A 17,696-nucleotide genomic window follows, 5' to 3' on the forward strand; every position below is an offset into this window, starting at 1 on the left:
TTATGAGAAAAAGATTCGTTCAATTTTCTTTTGCAGTACAGTATCTAAAGATTTGACAAATCCAGCAAATTCATCGGTAGAAATCATATGAGTAAGAACGAGTCGTCTGCCATCTGGTGTTTCACCGCATAAGACGAATGAAGAAAATTCGTATGTTTTATTTTCAACTACTAATTTTGGATAGGAATACGTGTCGCTTTTCTTCTTCTTTCCATCAATAGAGATGACGTTGCATTTTTTCTCATTGTTGTCCATGGTGAATCCCTCCTTTCTATTATTTATGGTAGACAAGGAGGGTTTAGAACAATAGAGATGGGGGGATTTTTTATGTCTTTTGTAATAGAACGTATTTTAAAAGAGGCTATACCGAAGTCTTTATTGCTACTTGCTGATCCAAGTGAACGGCAAATAGCTATATATGTACAAAGAGGGTTAACATATGTAGCAAAGCAAGGGGATAGCATCATCGGTGTGTATGTTCTTTTGGAAACAAGGCCGAAGACGATGGAAATCATGAATATTGCGGTTGCAGAGCATTTGCAAGGAAAAGGGATTGGGAAGAAGCTATTAAGGCATGCCGTAGAAACTGCTAAAGGATATGGTATGTCAAAACTTGAAATTGGTACAGGCAATTCTAGTGTTTCACAACTTGCTTTATATCAAAAATGTGGATTTCGTATTTTTTCTATTGATTTTGATTACTTTTCGAAGCATTATGAAGAAGAGATTATTGAAAATGGCATTGTATGCCGTGATATGATTCGGCTTGCAATGGAATTGAATTAGAACGTATAACTTATTTAGGGGGAAGAGAAGATGGAAGTACATAAAGCAATTACAGCACATTCTCGTAAACAAAATGAAAGTGTAAAAGCATGTTTACAATTAGATGCGCAGCGTGAAGCAGCTATTGAAGCAGCCGTATCTCTTGCGTCAAATGGGAAAGAATTTTCGGTTGATGTCATTAATGTTGTAACAAAGCAAATTAATGATCTTGCAAAAAATGGTGTTACCTTGCAGCGTAAATATGTTACAGAAGAAATGGTTATGGAGTATGTAAGTCGTTTACAAGAGAAAGAAGGTCGTTAAAGATGATAGTTACAGTCGAATGGTTACGTGAGCATATAGAAGATGAGAACGTCCGTGTAATCGATTGTCGTTTTGATTTAGCGAATCCTAATTGGGGTAGAGAAAAGTATGAAGAAGAACATATTCCTCATGCGTTATATTTTGATTTGAATTTAGATTTATCAAGTCCTATAGCAGAACATGGTGGCCGCCATCCGTTGCCAAGCATTGAAGAGTTTGCGGACAAGCTTTCGGAGGTTGGTATTGATGAACATACGACAGTAATTGCGTATGACAGTCAAGCTGGTGCAAATGCTGCTCGTTTATGGTGGTTATGTAACTATGTAGGACATGAGAAAGTATATATATTAGATGGTGGTTTCCCGGTTTGGAAAGAGAATGGACTACCGACAACAACGGAAATTCCTGTTGTTATACGAAAAACATTTAAAACAAACATACAAGATCATATGCTTGTATCGATGGAAACAGTAAGAGAGAATATCCAGGCAGGTGCAGATGTTACGTTAATTGATTCAAGAGAGCCAAAACGTTATGCTGGTGTAGAGGAACTTGTCGATCATAAAGCAGGACATATTCCGACAGCAACAAACTATTTTTGGAAGGATGGAATGTTGCAATCAGGACAATTTAAGAATGAAGCTGAGCAACAAGAACGATTCCAAAATCTGTCGAAAGATAAGGAAACCATTGTATATTGTGGTTCTGGTGTTACGGCATGTCCAAATATCATTGCGTTAAAATTGGCTGGATTCCAAAATGTTAAATTGTATGCAGGTAGCTGGAGTGATTGGATTTCTTATCCAGAAAATCAAATTGCAAAAGAAGAAGATTAATCACTTGCATGCAAAAATAATTTGTATTAAAATAAGGTCACAAGCAAGAGATTGCTCGAAAAACTTTGTATTTTACACATTGGAAACAATGTGATAATATAACGACAAGTAAATAATACATCCTGCGGTGTACGTAACTTATTTATGTCTAAAACCGATGTTAGTTATACGGAAGCTCAATATTTAGCGACCATCATCAAGCCTTCCTTGTGGAGGAAGATGTACGGTAACTGTGAGGGCATCCACCTGCGAGTAGCGGGTTTTTGGACATTTACGAGGAGCGGCACGTGCGGGGGTCTTATTTCAACTAACCTTATATAAAATTCCTACGGTGTACGTAGCTTATGCATGTCTTAAACCAATAAGTTTAATATGGAAGTTCAATATTTAAATGTAGCTAACAAGCCATCTTTTTAAGAAGGAAGTTACAAACATTTGTGAGAGCATCCACCTGTGAGAGCAGGTTTATGGACATCTAGAGAGAACGGCATATGTGGGGCTATATAAAAACCTTACGTTTTATACGTAAGGTTTTTTTGTTGCATAGATATATCAATATTATCTTGATTCACCTGTGAAGTTTCCGTAATAAATGTAGCACTTTCTGTCTTCATCAATCTCTCTTGAATCCAAGGAGAATTCCATAGACATGCCGTCTCGCTGAATATATATAATATCTGAATGAAGAGATGGTAAAATTTCTTCGTAGTTCCATACATCTTGACTATCTACTAAGCTTGAACTCGTTTCACTTAGTTCTCTAATTTCAAAACCGATGTGGGAGTATGTAGGGTCTGAAGGGTCATTGGCGAAAACTTCTTTTTGAATATAAATAACTGCTGTTCCGTCTGGATCAACCGAAGTTGCAGTAACAACATAAGTATTTTTCTCTTTAATAAAATATTCACAAGTCATGCGTGCGATAATTTCAGAATTAGAAATATTGGCGTAGTTCCATAAAGCAGGATACCCTTTCGTTTCATCATTAAGTCGATATTCTAAGCGCATTTAATCCCTCTTCTTCCTTTTTCTTCTACTTTATCATGCCATCCTATATAATAGGAATAGAATTTAAAAAGGGGAGTGCGAAGGTGACAAAAACGAAATGGCTAGTAGGTGGTGTCGTAACGTCTTTAATGACTGGCACTTTATTTGGCTGCGCACAAGATCTTCCCCCAAAACCGAATGATAATAGTTGTTCTGATTGGGATTGGGATGATGAACTTGGGGTATGGCAGTGTGATGATAGTAGTTCAGGTTATCGTGGGCATTATTTCTATGGTGGGCGATACTATCAAAATAAATCCACTTTTAAAAATTCATCGGCGTTTAAATCGTATCAATCGTCTGCTGAATTTAAAGGTGGAATTGGAAGCGGTTCAAAGGGAGGATTTGGGGGCTAAAATATGTCGCAATACATAAGGGATCGAAAAGAATTTTATTTAAAATATCCGAATTTTTGGTCGGATTTATATGAATGTGAGTATAGTTTGTTTCATGTTTTTTCTATAACAAATCAGACTTTGGACCAATTACACTTAGCGACTGAACGAATGGGGAAAATATTTTTTAAGACTGCTAGACTGCTGCGTAATTTAAGTGACGAACAGCTTCTAGATCTTGGCTTTCCATCCGCGAGTTTATCATTCATTAGAATGAAAGGGCTTTATCCTGAATCTGTAATTTCGCGATTTGATTTTGCTGTAACAGAGGATAATAAAATCAAAATGCTTGAGTTTAATAGTGATACACCAACTTTTATTGTGGAATGTTTTCAAATGAATGGGAAAGTATGTGAAAATCTAGGCTATGATGATCCAAACTCGGATCAAGAACGATTGCTATCTTCTGGTGTAACGAAAGCAGTAATGGAAGCGACAAAGGGATTAGATAATCCAAATGTTGTTTTTACAGCACATCATGAACATATCGAGGATTGGAATACGACTATGTATTTAAGTCAGCTATGCCATGTTGAAAATAAAGTAGTGCCAATGTCAGAACTTAGAATTACAAAGGATGCTCTAGTCGATAAAGATGGGGCGAAGATTGATGTTTTATATCGCCAAACATATCCGATAGAAGATTTAATTGAGGATCAAGCTCCTGAAACAGGAGATTTGGTAGGTGTGGAACTGTTACAACTTGTAAAAGCCGGAAAGCTTTTTATAATAAATCCTTTGTCAGCATTTTTACTTCAGCCAAAATCAATTCAGTGTCTTATTTGGGGGTTAGCAGAAGAAGAGGTCTTTTATACAAATGAGGAACAACAGTGGATTAAAGAATATATGTTACCTACATATTTAGAACCAGATTTATTTTTAGGAAAAGGTTCTTTCGTTCAAAAACCTTCATTTGGGAGAGAAGGAGATACAATTACGATTCGCGATAAAGACGAAAATATTATGCTTCAAAATGCACACGAAACGTATAAAGCGTCACTGCCGATATTTCAAAAGTATACCGAACTGCCAGTCGTATCCTTGGAAACAGAAAAAGGGATCGAGAAACTGTCATATGTGTTTGGTTCGTTTTTAATTGCTGGAAAAGCGAGTAGTATCGGTATTCGTGCGGGAGAAAAGATTACAGGAAATGAATCGTACTATTTACCGGTAGGTATAAAAAGGAGGGGGAAAAATGATTAATTTTTTATTATATTTAGCAGTAACACTCGGCCTTTTATGTATAGGTCTGTTCTTGATGGAAGTGACAACGAAAGTAAAGGAATTTAAGTTAATGGCTCAAGGAAATAAGGCGGTAAGCTATGTGCTTGGAGGACGATTACTTGGGTTAGCTGTTGTTTTATATTCGACAGCAGCTAATTCAATTTCACTTCTTGATATGATTTCGTGGGGAGCAGTTGGGATTTTGGCTCAAATTATCGTCTTTTATTTAGCTGAGTGGCTTACACCACGCTTTAATATAAACAAAAGTCTCGAAGAAGATAATCAAGCAGTCGGTCTTTTTCTTATGTTTTTATCGCTTTCAATTGGGATTGTAATCGCTGGTTGTATAACTTATTAAAAACTTTACGTTTAAAAGTAAAGTTTTTTATTTTATCCCGCTATTTGCCGGGCAGCCCGATTGGTGAGGGCTAATAATCAGTGGGGGATGAACAAAACCCCCACTGATTAAAGTTTCACTTTATATACGTTAGTTTGCCATACCTTTTGAAAAAATTGTAGGCTACTGTTGACATCTATTTTAAATAAGAGTAACATTTTCAATGTAATGAAAATAAGTCTCTGTTAGGTGAGGCTCCTGTATAGAGAAATGCTACTGCCCAAAAATGTCGAGAGACGCCAATGGGTCAACAGGAATGATCGAATTAAGGTTTTTCTTAACGTAGCTGGTAATGTACCTATGCTATACAGTGCTAAAACTCGGTGAGGGAGAGGTCCGTAGATTTCTAATTATATTAGAAATCGTTTATTTGTGTATGTAATGGCCACTACTCTCTTAAGGGTAGGGGTCTTTTTTGTTACCAAGCTATGAGTAATTTCATAGTATAAACTATAAAATTAAACGAGGAGGTGAGGAGCATGTCAAATTCTGACTCGGTTCCGTTACCCATATACTTCAAATCAAAAATATATGATGTAGGCAGGAAACGATTTGTTCCTCCCTCTATATTTATCACAATGTAGCGTTTATAAAGCGCTAGACTCTTTCACAGTAAAGTGGATAAATTGAGAAACAAAGCGTTTCTTCCTATGTTGTAAAGGAGGAGACGATAATATGTTATATGCAAACAAAACTGTGGGTAACACGTCATATAAACTAAATAAAAAATCAATAAAAGAACAAACAATGCTCCAAAAAAATAAAGATTTATTAATTGAAATTGCAACAAGAGATGTAAAATCTGTATTTGCATACTTTAAAACAACAAGAGACGGACTATCAATGAAAGAGGCGCAAAAACGTATTCAAGTATATGGCCGAAATGAACTAACTTCAAAAAGAGCAATTCTTGCAGAAGTAATGATGAAGCTTGGTGGCATGATTCCAGGTTTTTCAAAACAACGTGTGTGTGATGAATTGCAACGTGAAACGATTACTGTATCTAGATTAGAATGTTCTAGTAGTACAGGGCTAAATAGTGAACTGAAAATGATGGAGATACCAGTGCAAGAACTTGTACCTGGAGACATGATTTTTCTTTCGGCTGGAGATGCTGTGCCAGCTGATGTACGTATTATTTATGCAGATGATTTATTAGTGAATGAGTCTGTGTTAACGGGAAACGAAGCGAGTATAGAGAAGTTTGAAAGCTGCTATCACCTTGAACGTAAACGATTTATTCCATTAAAACGGATGAAAGATTATAATCCACTTGAGCTTGAAAATGTATGTTTTAAAGGTTCACATATCGTTAGTGGAAGTGCAAAGGCTGTCGTTGTTTCTACTGGAAAAAATACGTATTCAGGCATATTGCATACTTGTTGTAGTAGAACGTCTTAATGTGTTAATGGTGCTAAATATACAAAAACAATGTATAATAGACAAAGTTGAGCAAAAACGTAGAATGGTAATCTATTTATATAACCTTACGTGATAACGTGAGGTTATTATTTTTTTAATAGGAGAGGAATTATGAAAAAAGTATTATTAGTTGATGGTATGGCACTATTATTTCGTGCTTTTTACGCAACAAGTGTCTACGGACAATTTATGAAACGACAAGATGGAACCCCTACGAACGGGATTCATGGTTATATGAAACACTTGTTAACAGCTACGCAAGCGATCGAACCAACACATATCGTTACATGCTGGGATATGGGAAGTACGACATTTAGAACAGAATCGTTCTCGAATTATAAAGCAAATCGTGCAGCGCCACCAGAAGAATTAATTCCTCAATTTGATTTAGTGCAAGAAATGACTGCGAAATTATCCATTCCAGTTATCGGTATGAAAGGCTACGAAGCGGACGATTGTATCGGTACGCTTGCAAAACAATACTGCAATGAAGCTGAAGTTTATATTTTAACTGGTGATACAGATTTACTTCAACTTGTTGATAAGAACGTTACAGTTATGCTTCTGCGTAAAGGAATTGGAAATTACGAATATTACACACCGGAGAAAATCATGGAAGAAAAAGGTGTAGAGCCGTGGCAAATCGTCCATGCAAAAGCTTTCATGGGAGATACAAGTGATAATTATCCAGGTGTAAAAGGTATCGGTGAAAAAACAGCGTATAAGCTTATTCAAGAGCACGGAACAGTATCCGCTGTACTAGAAAATGTAGAATCATTAACAAAAGCGCAGCGTACGAAGATTGAAAGTGATTTAGAGAACTTAAATATTTCGTTGCAATTAGCACAAATTCACTGTGAAGTTCCAATTTCATGTTTACTAGAAGAGGGATTACACACAATGGATGAAGAAAAACTTAGATTTGTTTGTGAAGAAATGAATTGGGGAAGACCTGAAATATTAATAAATATGCTATAAATAGTTTGGAAAGAGGGATGTTGCATAAGTCGAACTTTGACTTGGTGACACCTTCTTTTTGTTTTTGTAAACAGTATTATAGTAAATAAAATTATGTCGAACTCAATTTTAAATATATAAATGTTTCGACAAGATATAATGATAAAAGTTGATGGAAATAGTAATTTTTATAATGAAGTGAATTAATTTTAACATAGTTTTAGAGAGTCTTTTTTTCGTGTTCACAAAGTTGTCAGAAAATAAACGGAATTTTCATATGAAGTTCAAATAGAATTCACAACAATCAATTATTATAAGGACACACAGATAATTCTTTATCTTTTATATAAACCATCCCCCAAGGAGGACAATGAAAATGAGAAAAAAAGTGAGAAAATCTTTTAAACAATTATTAATTGAAAATAAACAATCACTATTAAATAATAAAGAAAATATGAAAGAAATTGAAGAGAGAATTGAGAAACGACATGTAGCATATAGTGATGCCAGTAATTAAATAAAATAAAAAAGATAGCCTATGTAGGCTATCTTTTTTATTTTATATTGAAAAAACGCTATTCATCTCTTTAATTTTGTAAATATGCAAGAAATTTTTATAGTGTTTTTCTATCAATATTACTCATTTTTCGAGGTTGAAATTGGTATATACCAATTTTTGAGATTCGCTATTCATAATATTACAAAAAATGTTACAATACACTCAAATTTATACTATAAAATCATTTTAATATGAAAAATTGGAATGAAAAGAAAGGAGAGGAATATGAATAAAGATGTCGCTTTGAAATGATTATTATCATTTCATTAGGAGTTGATGTAAAAAGATGAAGAGATACGAGGAATTGGATTCTATAAGAGGGATTTCTTCATTAATAGTAATGATCGGTCATCATTTAATGATTTTTTCAGCATTTCAAAATTACAGCTATGAAGATAATAAACCATTTGTTGTGTATCTATTAAAAGAAACGCCTGCTCGTCTTATTTTTAGTAGTGGTAACGAATCTGTTATTATCTTTTTTGTTTTGAGCGGATTTGTTTTGTATGAATCTATTCAAAAAAACTATAGTAGCTATGGGTCATACCTTTTAAAACGTATATGCAGAATATATATTCCCTATATTGTGGCAATAATTATAGCTATTATATGCCAAGCTACAATTAGTGAATATGGTATTTCTTATTTAAGTGAATGGTTTAATCGCTCATGGACGATTGAAAGTTCTCCAAGCTTAATAGCGCAACATATTTTATTGGTTGGGAAATATAATACAGATGCATATAACGGTGTGATTTGGTCACTTGTCCATGAAATGCGAATATCAATAATTTTTCCGTTAATTTTGATGATTTGTTTACGAAAAACGTTAAGGTGTTCATTACTATTATTGTTTAGTTTTAGTATATGTTCTGTCGTAATATTATTTTTGTTTCGCTCGGGCTTAACATTAACAAGCTATGCATTAACGTTGCATTATACGGTGCTGTTTTTATTGGGGGCACTAGTTGCGAAGTATAAAAATAATTTAATAGTTTTTTATAGTAATTGTACTAAAAATACGAAAATTGCATGGTTTTTATTTGCGATTTTACTTTTTATGTATGAAGGACTTATTGGAGAAATTAAAGTACTCAATAATTTTATATTTCGAGACTACGTAGTGGCGATAAGTGCAAGTCTATTTGTCATATTAAGTTTGTCAATATCAACTTTGTCATCCTTGCTACGCAATAAATACTTGTTATATTTGGGTAAGATTTCTTACAGTCTTTATTTATACCATATTATATCGTTGTTTTCCCTTATATACATGCTCCATGAAATATTACCGTTGCCTATTATTTTAATTTTTTCACTTATATTTTCGTTTATATTTGCAATACTTTCGTATATATATGTAGAAAAATTTGCATTCAGAGTCGGAAAGTATGTAACAAAACAAGTGGATAGAAAGAAGAGAGGGGTATCTGTAAAGAGTGACTCGCAGGATGTTATTCAGAAAAGGGCGGTGAAATAATTGAAGCAAGAAATGAGTATAAAAGATTTTCAACAATTATTGAAAAGAAGATTCGTAACGATTATTTTAACGATGTGTTGTTTAACCGCTTCTTTAGTTCTTATCTCTATGTATGTTTTAAAGCCGTCATATCAATATTCAACGCAAATTCTTGTTGGGAATTTAGATGAGTTTAATAAGGAAAATTCAACAAATAAAACACAAGAAAATAAGCAACTAGTAACATCGTATGTTGATATTTTAAAAAGCCCATTAATTATTTCAACAGTCAAAAAAACTTTGAAATTAGAGCAATCAAGTTATGAATTAGCACAAAAAATCTCGGTAGTGAATACGGACAACTCACAAATTGTAACTGTTACAGTAAAAGATTCCAATCCGAAAGTCGTGAAAGACATTGTAAAGACATTGGCAGAGCAATCACAAAAAAGTTTTCAACAGTACACAAATGTACAAGGTGTGAAAGTGTTGACGGATCCTGAGTTACAGGAACAGGCTGAAAAATTGTTTCCGAAATTTCAACTGATCATTCCTATTTCTTTAATTGTTAGTTTTTTTGTTGGGATAGGTTTAGCTGTATTTCGAGATTATTTTGATGAACGTATATACACGGAACAAGATTTAGAGAAAATAACAACAGTCTCTGTTATTGGTCACATAAATGTGAAACCGAATAGAAAACAGAAATCTACAGAGATTGATAAACAATCATCTATATATCGAGGTGAACATGTCGATGTTTAGGACAAAGAAACAGCTGCCATTCGATCTGCATGATGATCTGATGAAAGAGCAGTTTTATACGGTGTATCACGAGCTGAAAAAATCTGGAAAACAACTATTCACAGTTAGTTCAACGAAGGACAGAGGGGTTGTTGCCTCACTTATAGTAAATATGGGTCTAGTGTTTGCAGAAATGAAGAAAAAGGTGTTACTTATTGATGTGAATTTTTCTGACCCTAAATTACATGTATTATTACAAAGTGATCACATGATAACCGTAAACGATATAATAAGCTCTTTCCCCTGTAATTATGAATCTTTTTCTAGTAATTTGTCTAAATACTTATATTGTATTCCTGCAAAAAAAACAGTACACACAGGGACGCCCTTAGTTGCTATGGATGAATTTGATAATGCGATTGCTAAGTGGAAAGAAGATTTTGATTACATTTTCTTTTATTCTTCTGAAGTATTTGATCTTCCTGCTACGCACATTATTGCAGAGAAATGCGATGGAGTGGTCTTAGCAGTTAAAAAGCGAAAAGATTCACTACGTACAGTGCAAAAAGTAATAGCGGATATAAATAGGAAAGAATGTGAATTAATAGGTATAATTTTATATTCTTGAATGTGGGGGTAACGATCCATGATTCGTGAAACAAATCAAGCCAAGTTGTATACGATTCCGGCTCAAGAAAAGCCTAGCATATTGAATCGAAGTGTAAAACGCTTGTTTGATATTATATTTTCAATCATATTGTTACTATTAACGATACCAATTATGTTGTTCTTTTGTATTATGATTACTTTAGAAACATCAGGGGCTCCAATTTACTTTCAAGAACGTTTAGGTATAAACGGGAAGAAGTTTAATGTATTTAAATTAAGATCAATGGTAAAGGATGCTGAAATAAATGGCCCACAATGGGCAAAAGAACATGATTCAAGAATTACAAAAGTTGGATTGTTTATAAGAAAAACGAGAATTGATGAATTACCACAACTTTTAAATATTTTAAGAGGAGATATGTCTTTTGTAGGCCCTAGACCAGAGAGAGAGTTTTTTTATAATGAGTTTGATACGTTTATTCCAGAATTTAAGGATCGTTTAATGGTAAAACCAGGATTAACAGGATGGGCACAAATAAATGGAGGATATAATCTTGATCCAAAGGAAAAGTTGAGGCTGGACATGGAGTATATTGAAATGAAAACATTTCGGATGGACATCCGTATTTTATGTAAAACCGTTTTAATTGTATTGAACGGTAATGGTGCAAGATAAATATATATGTAAACAAACAACATATGTAAGTAGGTTACTTGCAAAGGAGAACTTGTATGGGTAGATCTATTCTAAACAATATTATCCATCTATTTTATAGTACGATTTTAGCTAACCTTCTTCAGGCCGTCAGTTTAATTGTTTTAGCAAACTTTTTTAACGCACAACATTATGGGATGTTTAGTGTTGCCATAGCAGTGACGTTTGTTATGTTATTTTTTACAGACTTAGGACTTAGTAATACGTTTCTTCGAGAAGGGGCAAAGGATGGAGCAGATTTAGAGAAGATTTTATCATCGTATATAAAAATAAGGATGATTCTACTTATTCTTATTTCTATAATCGGTTATATTGTTATTCATTATATGTATGCGGATAAAAATTTAATTTATATGATGATAAACGTAATGTTTTTCATGTTAATAGGATTAACTTGGCAAAACATAGGAATTGCCTATTTTCAACTGACGGAACGTATGAAGTATATAGCGCTCATTAAAGTTGTATCAGCATCGGTTGTCATTATAATTACATGTTTTTGTATTTTCGGAGAGTTACCGGTGTATGTAACGGCTCGCTTATATGCTTTTGGGTATATGATTGGTGGTTTATTCAGTATATATATCATGAGAAGAAAGACGAAAATGAATATGAAAGTCGTAATTCATAAAGCGTTATTTTGGCAATTAACTCCCTTTATTATTAGCGGTTTTTTAATAATGAGTACGCCACAATTAGCACCTATCTTGCTTAACTATACATTGCCATTAAGTATGGTAGGTGTTTTTGCAGTGGCGTACCGGATGCCGGCAGCTTTATATCAAGTACCAGGGGTAATTGCAGGTGCATTTTTTCCAGTGCTCTTTAAGCATTATAACCAGAATAATATAGAAGAGCATACGAAATTAAATTTGCTTCAAATTAAATCAATGGCGATTGTAGGGATATGTATGACGATCGGTTTATATCATTTAGCACCATACTTTATTTCTATATTTTTTCATGAAGAATGGAGCAATGCAGTAGAGCCACTCCAAATATTATCATTTCTTATTGTGCTACAAAGTTTAAATATTGCTATTGCTGACGGTTTAACGACGAGTGGATGTCAAAATAAGAGAACTGTTGTGCAGTGTGTAGCATTGGTGATAGGTGGGGTTATGCTTTATAGCTTTAGTAGTATTGGTGGAGTGATAGGAGCGGCATATGCTATGGTTTTATTTGAAATCGTCGCTTTAGTGGGATACATAGCGGTAAGTGTAGTGAAGAAAAAAATTGTATTCCAAATTGTAATACCGTATACAATTTATTTTGGTGTAACCTTTATTGGAGTGCAATATATATTGCATACATATCATTTAATTGCGCTTGTTCTTAATATATTAATCGTAGTAGTTGCCATATTCCTATATGATTATGAGCTGAAAAAACTTCTTCTTTCTTTTATAAGAAAAATACGCAAAAAGGATTATATTACGAAACAGGGGATATAGCCTATGGAAAATAATATGAAAGTATCGATGGGATGGATTATTCTTCTAATATTATTTGTTATGTTAAGTAAATACAATTTATATATTGGATTTTCATTGAAGATATATATGATTTTTTTAGTCATATATTTTTGTTTAACAATTAAAAACTTTCATATTCAAAAGTTATATTTTCATGAAGTTGTATTTTTACTGTTTTATTTCATTTATTGTTTAAGTGGAATTCTTTCTATGTATTTAAATGCTAGTATTCGTATGATTTTTGGCGTGCTACTCGTTTTAGGATGCTATTTTATAATGAGGAATTTATTGGGGAATACTGAAATAGTGGTACTTGAATCATCTATTGCTTATGTAGGAGTAGTATTTAATGTTGTAAGTCTAATACTATATATAATTGGTTTACAATACTTTAGTTTATACGGTGGAGAAGAGAGAGAAATTTTTGCTGGGTTATTAGTGGATAGAGGATATCCACGATTAATTGGATTGCTAGATGATCCTAACATTTTTATTTTTTATAATACAATATTTTTTATGTACTATATGACGAATTTACAAAATATTACTAACATCTTAGGATTGATTTTATGTGTTACGACAAGTCTATTAACCTTTTCAAGGGGCGGTATATTAGCGCTTGTACTTGTCGTTTTTGTATATATATGTATGTCTAGTTTCGCCAAAAAAATAAAAATAATTATGAGTTTAGTATTGTTTAGTGTAGTTATTTTTAGTTTATCGAATAGTGTAATGGGGGGCCAATTAGATGATATATTAAATAAACGAATTTCTGATTTTTCCCATGATAATGGAAGTGGTAGATTTACATTATGGGAAGCTGCTTTTAAATATTATTTATCCAATCCATATATTGGAATCGGCGCTTTTAACTTTTCGAATTATTATGAGTATCAATTTAATGAAAAATTATATGTACACAATACATTTTTAGAAATTTTGTCTGAATCGGGTACAATTGGTTTTCTTCTATATAGCGCGTTTTTATTCATATTAATGTTCAAGCTAGCGCAGCATACTTTGTTTCGTGAAAAACCATATCTTCTATTGACTATGATTGCATTTTTATTTCAGATGATGTCATTGTCACTCATTATTAACGAAGCGTTCTTTTTATTTTTAGCAGTTGTTGTGAAGTATATTTCAATATATGAAGGAAGGGGAAAGATAGATGGTAAAATGTCTATCAGTACATAACGAGCCTAACGAGCCGCCTTATGTTTCTGTAATAACACCTTCTTATAATAGTATACGATTTATAGGTGAGACAATTTCATCTGTACAGAATCAATCGTATGAAAACTGGGAAATGATTATCGTTGATGACGGTTCAACCGACCAATCTGCCGCAAAAATTAAAGAGATGATAGAAGGAGACTCACGAATTAGGTTATTATCATTAAAAGAAAATGTTGGTGCTGCTAAAGCTCGGAATTTAGCGATCCAAGAGGCAAGAGGAAGGTACATTGCCTTTTTAGATAGTGATGATATATGGTTGCCACATAAATTGAAGACACAATTGTTATTTATGGAAGAAATGAATATAGCTTTTTCATATGCGTCGTATAGTTTAATTGATGAAAATGGTAATGAATTAAATCGTGAAGTGAGTGTACCAAAATCTGTTGACTATCATTATTTAGTAGGAAATACAATTATCGGGTGTTTAACAGTGATGATTGATCGTGAAAAAATTCCGTATGTCGAAATGCCTAGTATACAGCCGGAGGATACAGCGTTATGGCTGAACTTATTACATGAAGGGTATGAAGCAAAAGGGATACAGCAAGTGTTAGCAAAATATAGAATTGTTACAAATTCTGTTTCTAGAAATAAAATTAGAGCAGCTTTCCGGTATTGGAAATTGTTAAGGGAACAAGAACGACTGAATTCGGTGCAAATTTTTTACTATTTTAGTAAGTATGCTTATCATGCTTATAAAAAAAATAAAATTAATGTAGTTGGGAAGACGCAATTATGAATATACTGTTGATGACAGATAAATTGATAACTGGCGGAGCCGAGAGCTATTTCTGTAAATTGGAAAGTAATTTGCGTTATGATGATTTTAAGATTTATACAGCTGCAGGTGATGGAGAACTATATGAATCTCTTACTAGAAAAGAAAATTTTATATTACTTAGTCGATGGAATCATTTGAGAAATATTTATTATTTACGAAACGAAATTTGTAAACGAAAGATAGAACTTATTCATGCAAATAGTTTGCGAATGGTATTATATGCTTTTCTAATTCAAAAGTTTATTAAAAAAAAGATGAAAATTGTTTATACGAAACATAATGTAACGATATTAGAAAAGAAAATGCCAACGCTTTTTCGTTATTTCATGAATAAATATGTAAACAATATTATTACAGTAAGTGAGTTTGAAAAGAATAATTTAATTTCAATTCATGTAGCAGAAGAAAAAATAAATACAATTTATAACGGTGTCGATATTGAAAAGTTTTTATTCCAGCAGAAGAAGAAAGAACCTACATATAAAATAGGGATATTAGCTAGATTATCCAAAGAGAAAAACCATCAACTATTTGTCAAAATTGCAAATGTGTTGAAAAAGAGAAATGATTTTATGTTTTATATTGCTGGTGATGGACCAGAGAAAGAATCGATTATGAAAGAAATAGAAAAATATGGATTGCAGCAAAGGGTGAAGATGATAGGGAATATTTCAGAGCCGCATGAGTTTATAGGGAATATGGATGCCTTACTTTTATTATCTTTTCGTGAAGTGTTTCCAATGGTAGTAATTGAAGCGATGGCTACAGGGACACCAATTGTTTCAATAGATGTTGGCGGAATAAATGAAGCGGTAATAGATGGAGAGTCAGGCGTTTTGATATCTGAATATTGCGAATCTGAATTCGCAAGTGCACTTGAAGAACTACAAGGGAATGAAGAAAGGGTAAATGATATTAGATTGAAAGCACGAGAGAAAGCAGTGAGGTATTTCTCGTTAACTAAAATGATAGAAGAAACGAAAAATATATATGAGTTAAACAAATGACCGGGTAGGTCGTTTGTTTTTTTTATTATAGAAACTTTTAAGAGAGAACTCACATATTATATGAAAAAAGGTAATATGAGGAGTGAATTTATTTTGTCAGAATATATTTCTTCCCAAGAAGATTGTGCGCCAGAAAGTAGCGTTCACATTGATTGTTTTGGCGCAGTTCCAAACTCGGTAAATGATAGCTCATTAGCAATTCAACAAGCTATTGATTATTGTGTAGCTAACCGAATTTCGACAGTAAAAATTACAGGAGTAAATACGTACAAAATTGTAAAGCCGATTGTTATTAAATCAAACGTAAGATTAGAGTTAGATCCTACCGTAACGCTGCAAATTGATGGAGATTTTAATGCATTTGAGCTACAAAGTAACGCTTCGATAGTTGGTGGTACTATTCAAGTTATAAATCCATTGTTTCAATCTGCTGTTATTTATGTTTCTGGTTCACAACAAATCGAAGTACCTAATCAATCTGTTATATCAAATATAAATATAATAAATACAACTCCATCGTATAAAGGAAAAGCTATACATTTTTATTGTCAAAAGGCATGGGATTATATTAGTTTCTTTCAAGTTAAATTTATTCAAATTAAAAACTTTCAAACTGCAATATATTTGAAAACAGAGTATATAGATGATATTAATACACCTTGCTGGATTAACGCCAATGTATTTCAATCAATATTTATTGATGGATGTGTGTATGGGATTGAAGTAGATGGAAATAGTGATTTGCCAAATGAAAGTTCAGGAAATACGTTTCATGATATTCAAGTGCAATGTAGACAACAAACGAAAAAAGCAATTCGTTGCTCAGGTGCGTATAATACATTTGATTGTATGATTTGGGATACGTACCGGATGAGTAGTGAACAGATTGTCATTGAATTTTCTTCTAATTCGCATCGTAACTACCTTTTTTCAAATTTACTTTCTACAACTATTGTAGATAAAGGACAATACAATGTTTGTAAGTCTACCTATGAAGAATCTCTTCGAATTCAGTTACCGATTACGTTAAATAAACCACATTTAATAGGGAATCAAGATGATATTTTAGTAAATGCTCAGCAGAAGTATACGATTAAGCAAGTAAGTGGGAAAGTACCTTACGGGGGGAATCTCGCAAATTGCTTTAATTTAATAGATGAACAAAGTGTAAACTATATTGACGTTCCAGATAGTAATCCAGTTGTAATTGAACTGGATTTTACGAAAAAACCAATACAAATGTTAAATTGTTTTGGAATGTATTTTGGGTGGGGAGAGAGCCCAAAGAAAATTAAAATTGAATATGCATTAAGTGCAACTGGAAGCTGGGTTATCGCGTTGGATGTTCCATTAAATGTTGGCGATACAATTATATCGAATATGAAGGCGAGTCAGTTATATAAAGTTAGAATTACATTAAGTGGTTATTCTCAAGACCATAAGCGTTTTCGAATTAATCGTATTTTTGCAAGATCTTCTATGGAAAATGGGAGTGCTTGGTTAGCGACAACTGGAGGAAGAATGTTTGGAGATATTGAAATAGAGGCAAGTAAAGGTATAATCATGAAGACTGCTAGTGGAGTGAAATGGAAAGTTACTATTAATGAAGCTGGCCAACTTATTACGACTAAAATAACTTGAGATGGTGTTTAATCGTATATCATTGGACGAGTTACAACGTAGTGGAATATAGGTAATGAAAAAGAGATTGTAATTTGGTTTCAACCAAACTACAATC

The 17,696-nt window shown here is 33.0% G+C and carries 20 protein-coding genes, 2 other RNA genes and 1 riboswitch; of the genes, 20 read left to right on the top strand and 2 right to left on the bottom strand.

Features of this window, described 5'->3' with window-relative positions:
• Positions 1–255, bottom strand: a complete 255-nt coding sequence (locus BM089_RS03460) for a DUF3931 domain-containing protein (protein WP_000369740.1) — start codon at positions 253–255, stop codon at positions 1–3.
• 72 nt (positions 256–327) lie between these two features.
• Here BM089_RS03460 and BM089_RS03465 point away from each other — a divergent pair, with 72 nt between their 5' ends.
• The 5 genes from BM089_RS03465 (at position 328) to ssrS (BM089_RS03485) (ending at position 2,429) form a co-directional block, all read left to right on the top strand.
• Positions 328–786, top strand: coding sequence for a GNAT family N-acetyltransferase (locus tag BM089_RS03465; RefSeq protein WP_090975953.1), 459 nt, complete (start codon positions 328–330; stop codon positions 784–786).
• Between the two features lie 30 nt (positions 787–816).
• A complete protein-coding gene (locus BM089_RS03470) occupies positions 817–1,089 on the top strand; it encodes a YpbS family protein (protein WP_000451820.1) in 273 nt (90 codons plus the stop codon).
• A 2-nt stretch (positions 1,090–1,091) separates the two neighbouring features.
• Entirely contained in the window at positions 1,092–1,925 is an 834-nt protein-coding gene (locus tag BM089_RS03475; RefSeq protein WP_089170718.1) for a sulfurtransferase, read from the top strand.
• A gap of 116 nt (positions 1,926–2,041) precedes the next feature.
• A non-coding RNA gene (gene ssrS / locus BM089_RS03480) (6S RNA) lies at positions 2,042–2,224 on the top strand.
• A 21-nt stretch (positions 2,225–2,245) separates the two neighbouring features.
• Positions 2,246–2,429, top strand: a non-coding RNA gene (ssrS, locus tag BM089_RS03485) — 6S RNA.
• Positions 2,430–2,483: 54 nt separating this feature from the next.
• Here the strand turns inward: ssrS (BM089_RS03485) and BM089_RS03490 are convergent.
• A complete protein-coding gene (locus BM089_RS03490) occupies positions 2,484–2,933 on the bottom strand; it encodes a hypothetical protein (RefSeq protein ID WP_001235522.1) in 450 nt (149 codons plus the stop codon).
• 83 nt (positions 2,934–3,016) lie between these two features.
• Here BM089_RS03490 and BM089_RS03495 point away from each other — a divergent pair, with 83 nt between their 5' ends.
• The 15 genes from BM089_RS03495 to BM089_RS03565 all read left to right on the top strand — a co-directional run bounded on the left by BM089_RS03495 (position 3,017) and on the right by BM089_RS03565 (position 17,599).
• Entirely contained in the window at positions 3,017–3,328 is a 312-nt protein-coding gene (locus BM089_RS03495) for a hypothetical protein (RefSeq protein WP_000169030.1), read from the top strand.
• 3 nt (positions 3,329–3,331) lie between these two features.
• Entirely contained in the window at positions 3,332–4,570 is a 1,239-nt protein-coding gene (locus tag BM089_RS03500; RefSeq protein WP_090975954.1) for a glutathionylspermidine synthase family protein, read from the top strand.
• On the top strand, positions 4,563–4,949 hold the full coding sequence (locus BM089_RS03505; RefSeq protein WP_000606862.1) for a DUF350 domain-containing protein: 387 nt from the start codon (positions 4,563–4,565) through the stop codon (positions 4,947–4,949). Before BM089_RS03500 ends, BM089_RS03505 begins: the two co-directional genes overlap by 8 nt.
• A 213-nt stretch (positions 4,950–5,162) precedes the next feature.
• A riboswitch (M-box (ykoK) riboswitch) is annotated at positions 5,163–5,326 on the top strand.
• A gap of 337 nt (positions 5,327–5,663) precedes the next feature.
• Positions 5,664–6,389, top strand: coding sequence for a P-type ATPase actuator domain-containing protein (locus BM089_RS03510; protein ID WP_090975956.1), 726 nt, complete (start codon positions 5,664–5,666; stop codon positions 6,387–6,389).
• Between the two features lie 132 nt (positions 6,390–6,521).
• Complete coding sequence (locus tag BM089_RS03515) at positions 6,522–7,388, top strand: 5'-3' exonuclease (protein ID WP_000757069.1); 867 nt, start codon at positions 6,522–6,524, stop codon at positions 7,386–7,388.
• Between the two features lie 355 nt (positions 7,389–7,743).
• Complete coding sequence (locus BM089_RS03520; RefSeq protein ID WP_090975958.1) at positions 7,744–7,884, top strand: FbpB family small basic protein; 141 nt, start codon at positions 7,744–7,746, stop codon at positions 7,882–7,884.
• A gap of 328 nt (positions 7,885–8,212) precedes the next feature.
• Positions 8,213–9,406, top strand: coding sequence for an acyltransferase family protein (locus tag BM089_RS03525; protein ID WP_090975960.1), 1,194 nt, complete (start codon positions 8,213–8,215; stop codon positions 9,404–9,406).
• The gene (locus BM089_RS03530; protein ID WP_065228550.1) at positions 9,407–10,150 is read left to right on the top strand and encodes a YveK family protein; all 744 of its coding nucleotides are present in this window, start codon (positions 9,407–9,409) and stop codon (positions 10,148–10,150) included. It abuts the gene before it with no gap.
• A complete protein-coding gene (locus BM089_RS03535) occupies positions 10,137–10,757 on the top strand; it encodes a CpsD/CapB family tyrosine-protein kinase (protein WP_139213200.1) in 621 nt (206 codons plus the stop codon). The genes BM089_RS03530 and BM089_RS03535 overlap by 14 nt, the downstream gene beginning before the upstream one ends.
• An 18-nt stretch (positions 10,758–10,775) precedes the next feature.
• Positions 10,776–11,414 (top strand): sugar transferase, encoded by a 639-nt coding sequence (locus tag BM089_RS03540; RefSeq protein WP_065228552.1) that lies wholly within the window; start codon positions 10,776–10,778, stop codon positions 11,412–11,414.
• 56 nt (positions 11,415–11,470) lie between these two features.
• Complete coding sequence (locus tag BM089_RS03545; protein ID WP_139213201.1) at positions 11,471–12,907, top strand: oligosaccharide flippase family protein; 1,437 nt, start codon at positions 11,471–11,473, stop codon at positions 12,905–12,907.
• 3 nt (positions 12,908–12,910) lie between these two features.
• Positions 12,911–14,125: an O-antigen ligase family protein gene (locus BM089_RS03550; RefSeq protein WP_000429880.1), complete on the top strand. Its 1,215-nt coding sequence runs from the start codon at positions 12,911–12,913 to the stop codon at positions 14,123–14,125.
• On the top strand, positions 14,100–14,909 hold the full coding sequence (locus tag BM089_RS03555) for a glycosyltransferase family 2 protein (RefSeq protein WP_075719738.1): 810 nt from the start codon (positions 14,100–14,102) through the stop codon (positions 14,907–14,909). The genes BM089_RS03550 and BM089_RS03555 overlap by 26 nt, the downstream gene beginning before the upstream one ends.
• Positions 14,906–15,958 carry a glycosyltransferase family 4 protein gene (locus BM089_RS03560; RefSeq protein ID WP_001023700.1) on the top strand — a complete coding sequence of 351 codons (1,053 nt, stop codon included), beginning with the start codon at positions 14,906–14,908 and terminating at the stop codon, positions 15,956–15,958. The genes BM089_RS03555 and BM089_RS03560 overlap by 4 nt, the downstream gene beginning before the upstream one ends.
• Positions 15,959–16,051: 93 nt before the next feature.
• On the top strand, positions 16,052–17,599 hold the full coding sequence (locus BM089_RS03565; protein WP_044584267.1) for a glycoside hydrolase family protein: 1,548 nt from the start codon (positions 16,052–16,054) through the stop codon (positions 17,597–17,599).
• The last annotated feature ends 97 nt before the right edge of the window (positions 17,600–17,696 follow it).

Source organism: Bacillus sp. 5mfcol3.1, from assembly GCF_900114335.1.
Taxonomy (GTDB): domain Bacteria; phylum Bacillota; class Bacilli; order Bacillales; family Bacillaceae_G; genus Bacillus_A; species Bacillus_A thuringiensis_S.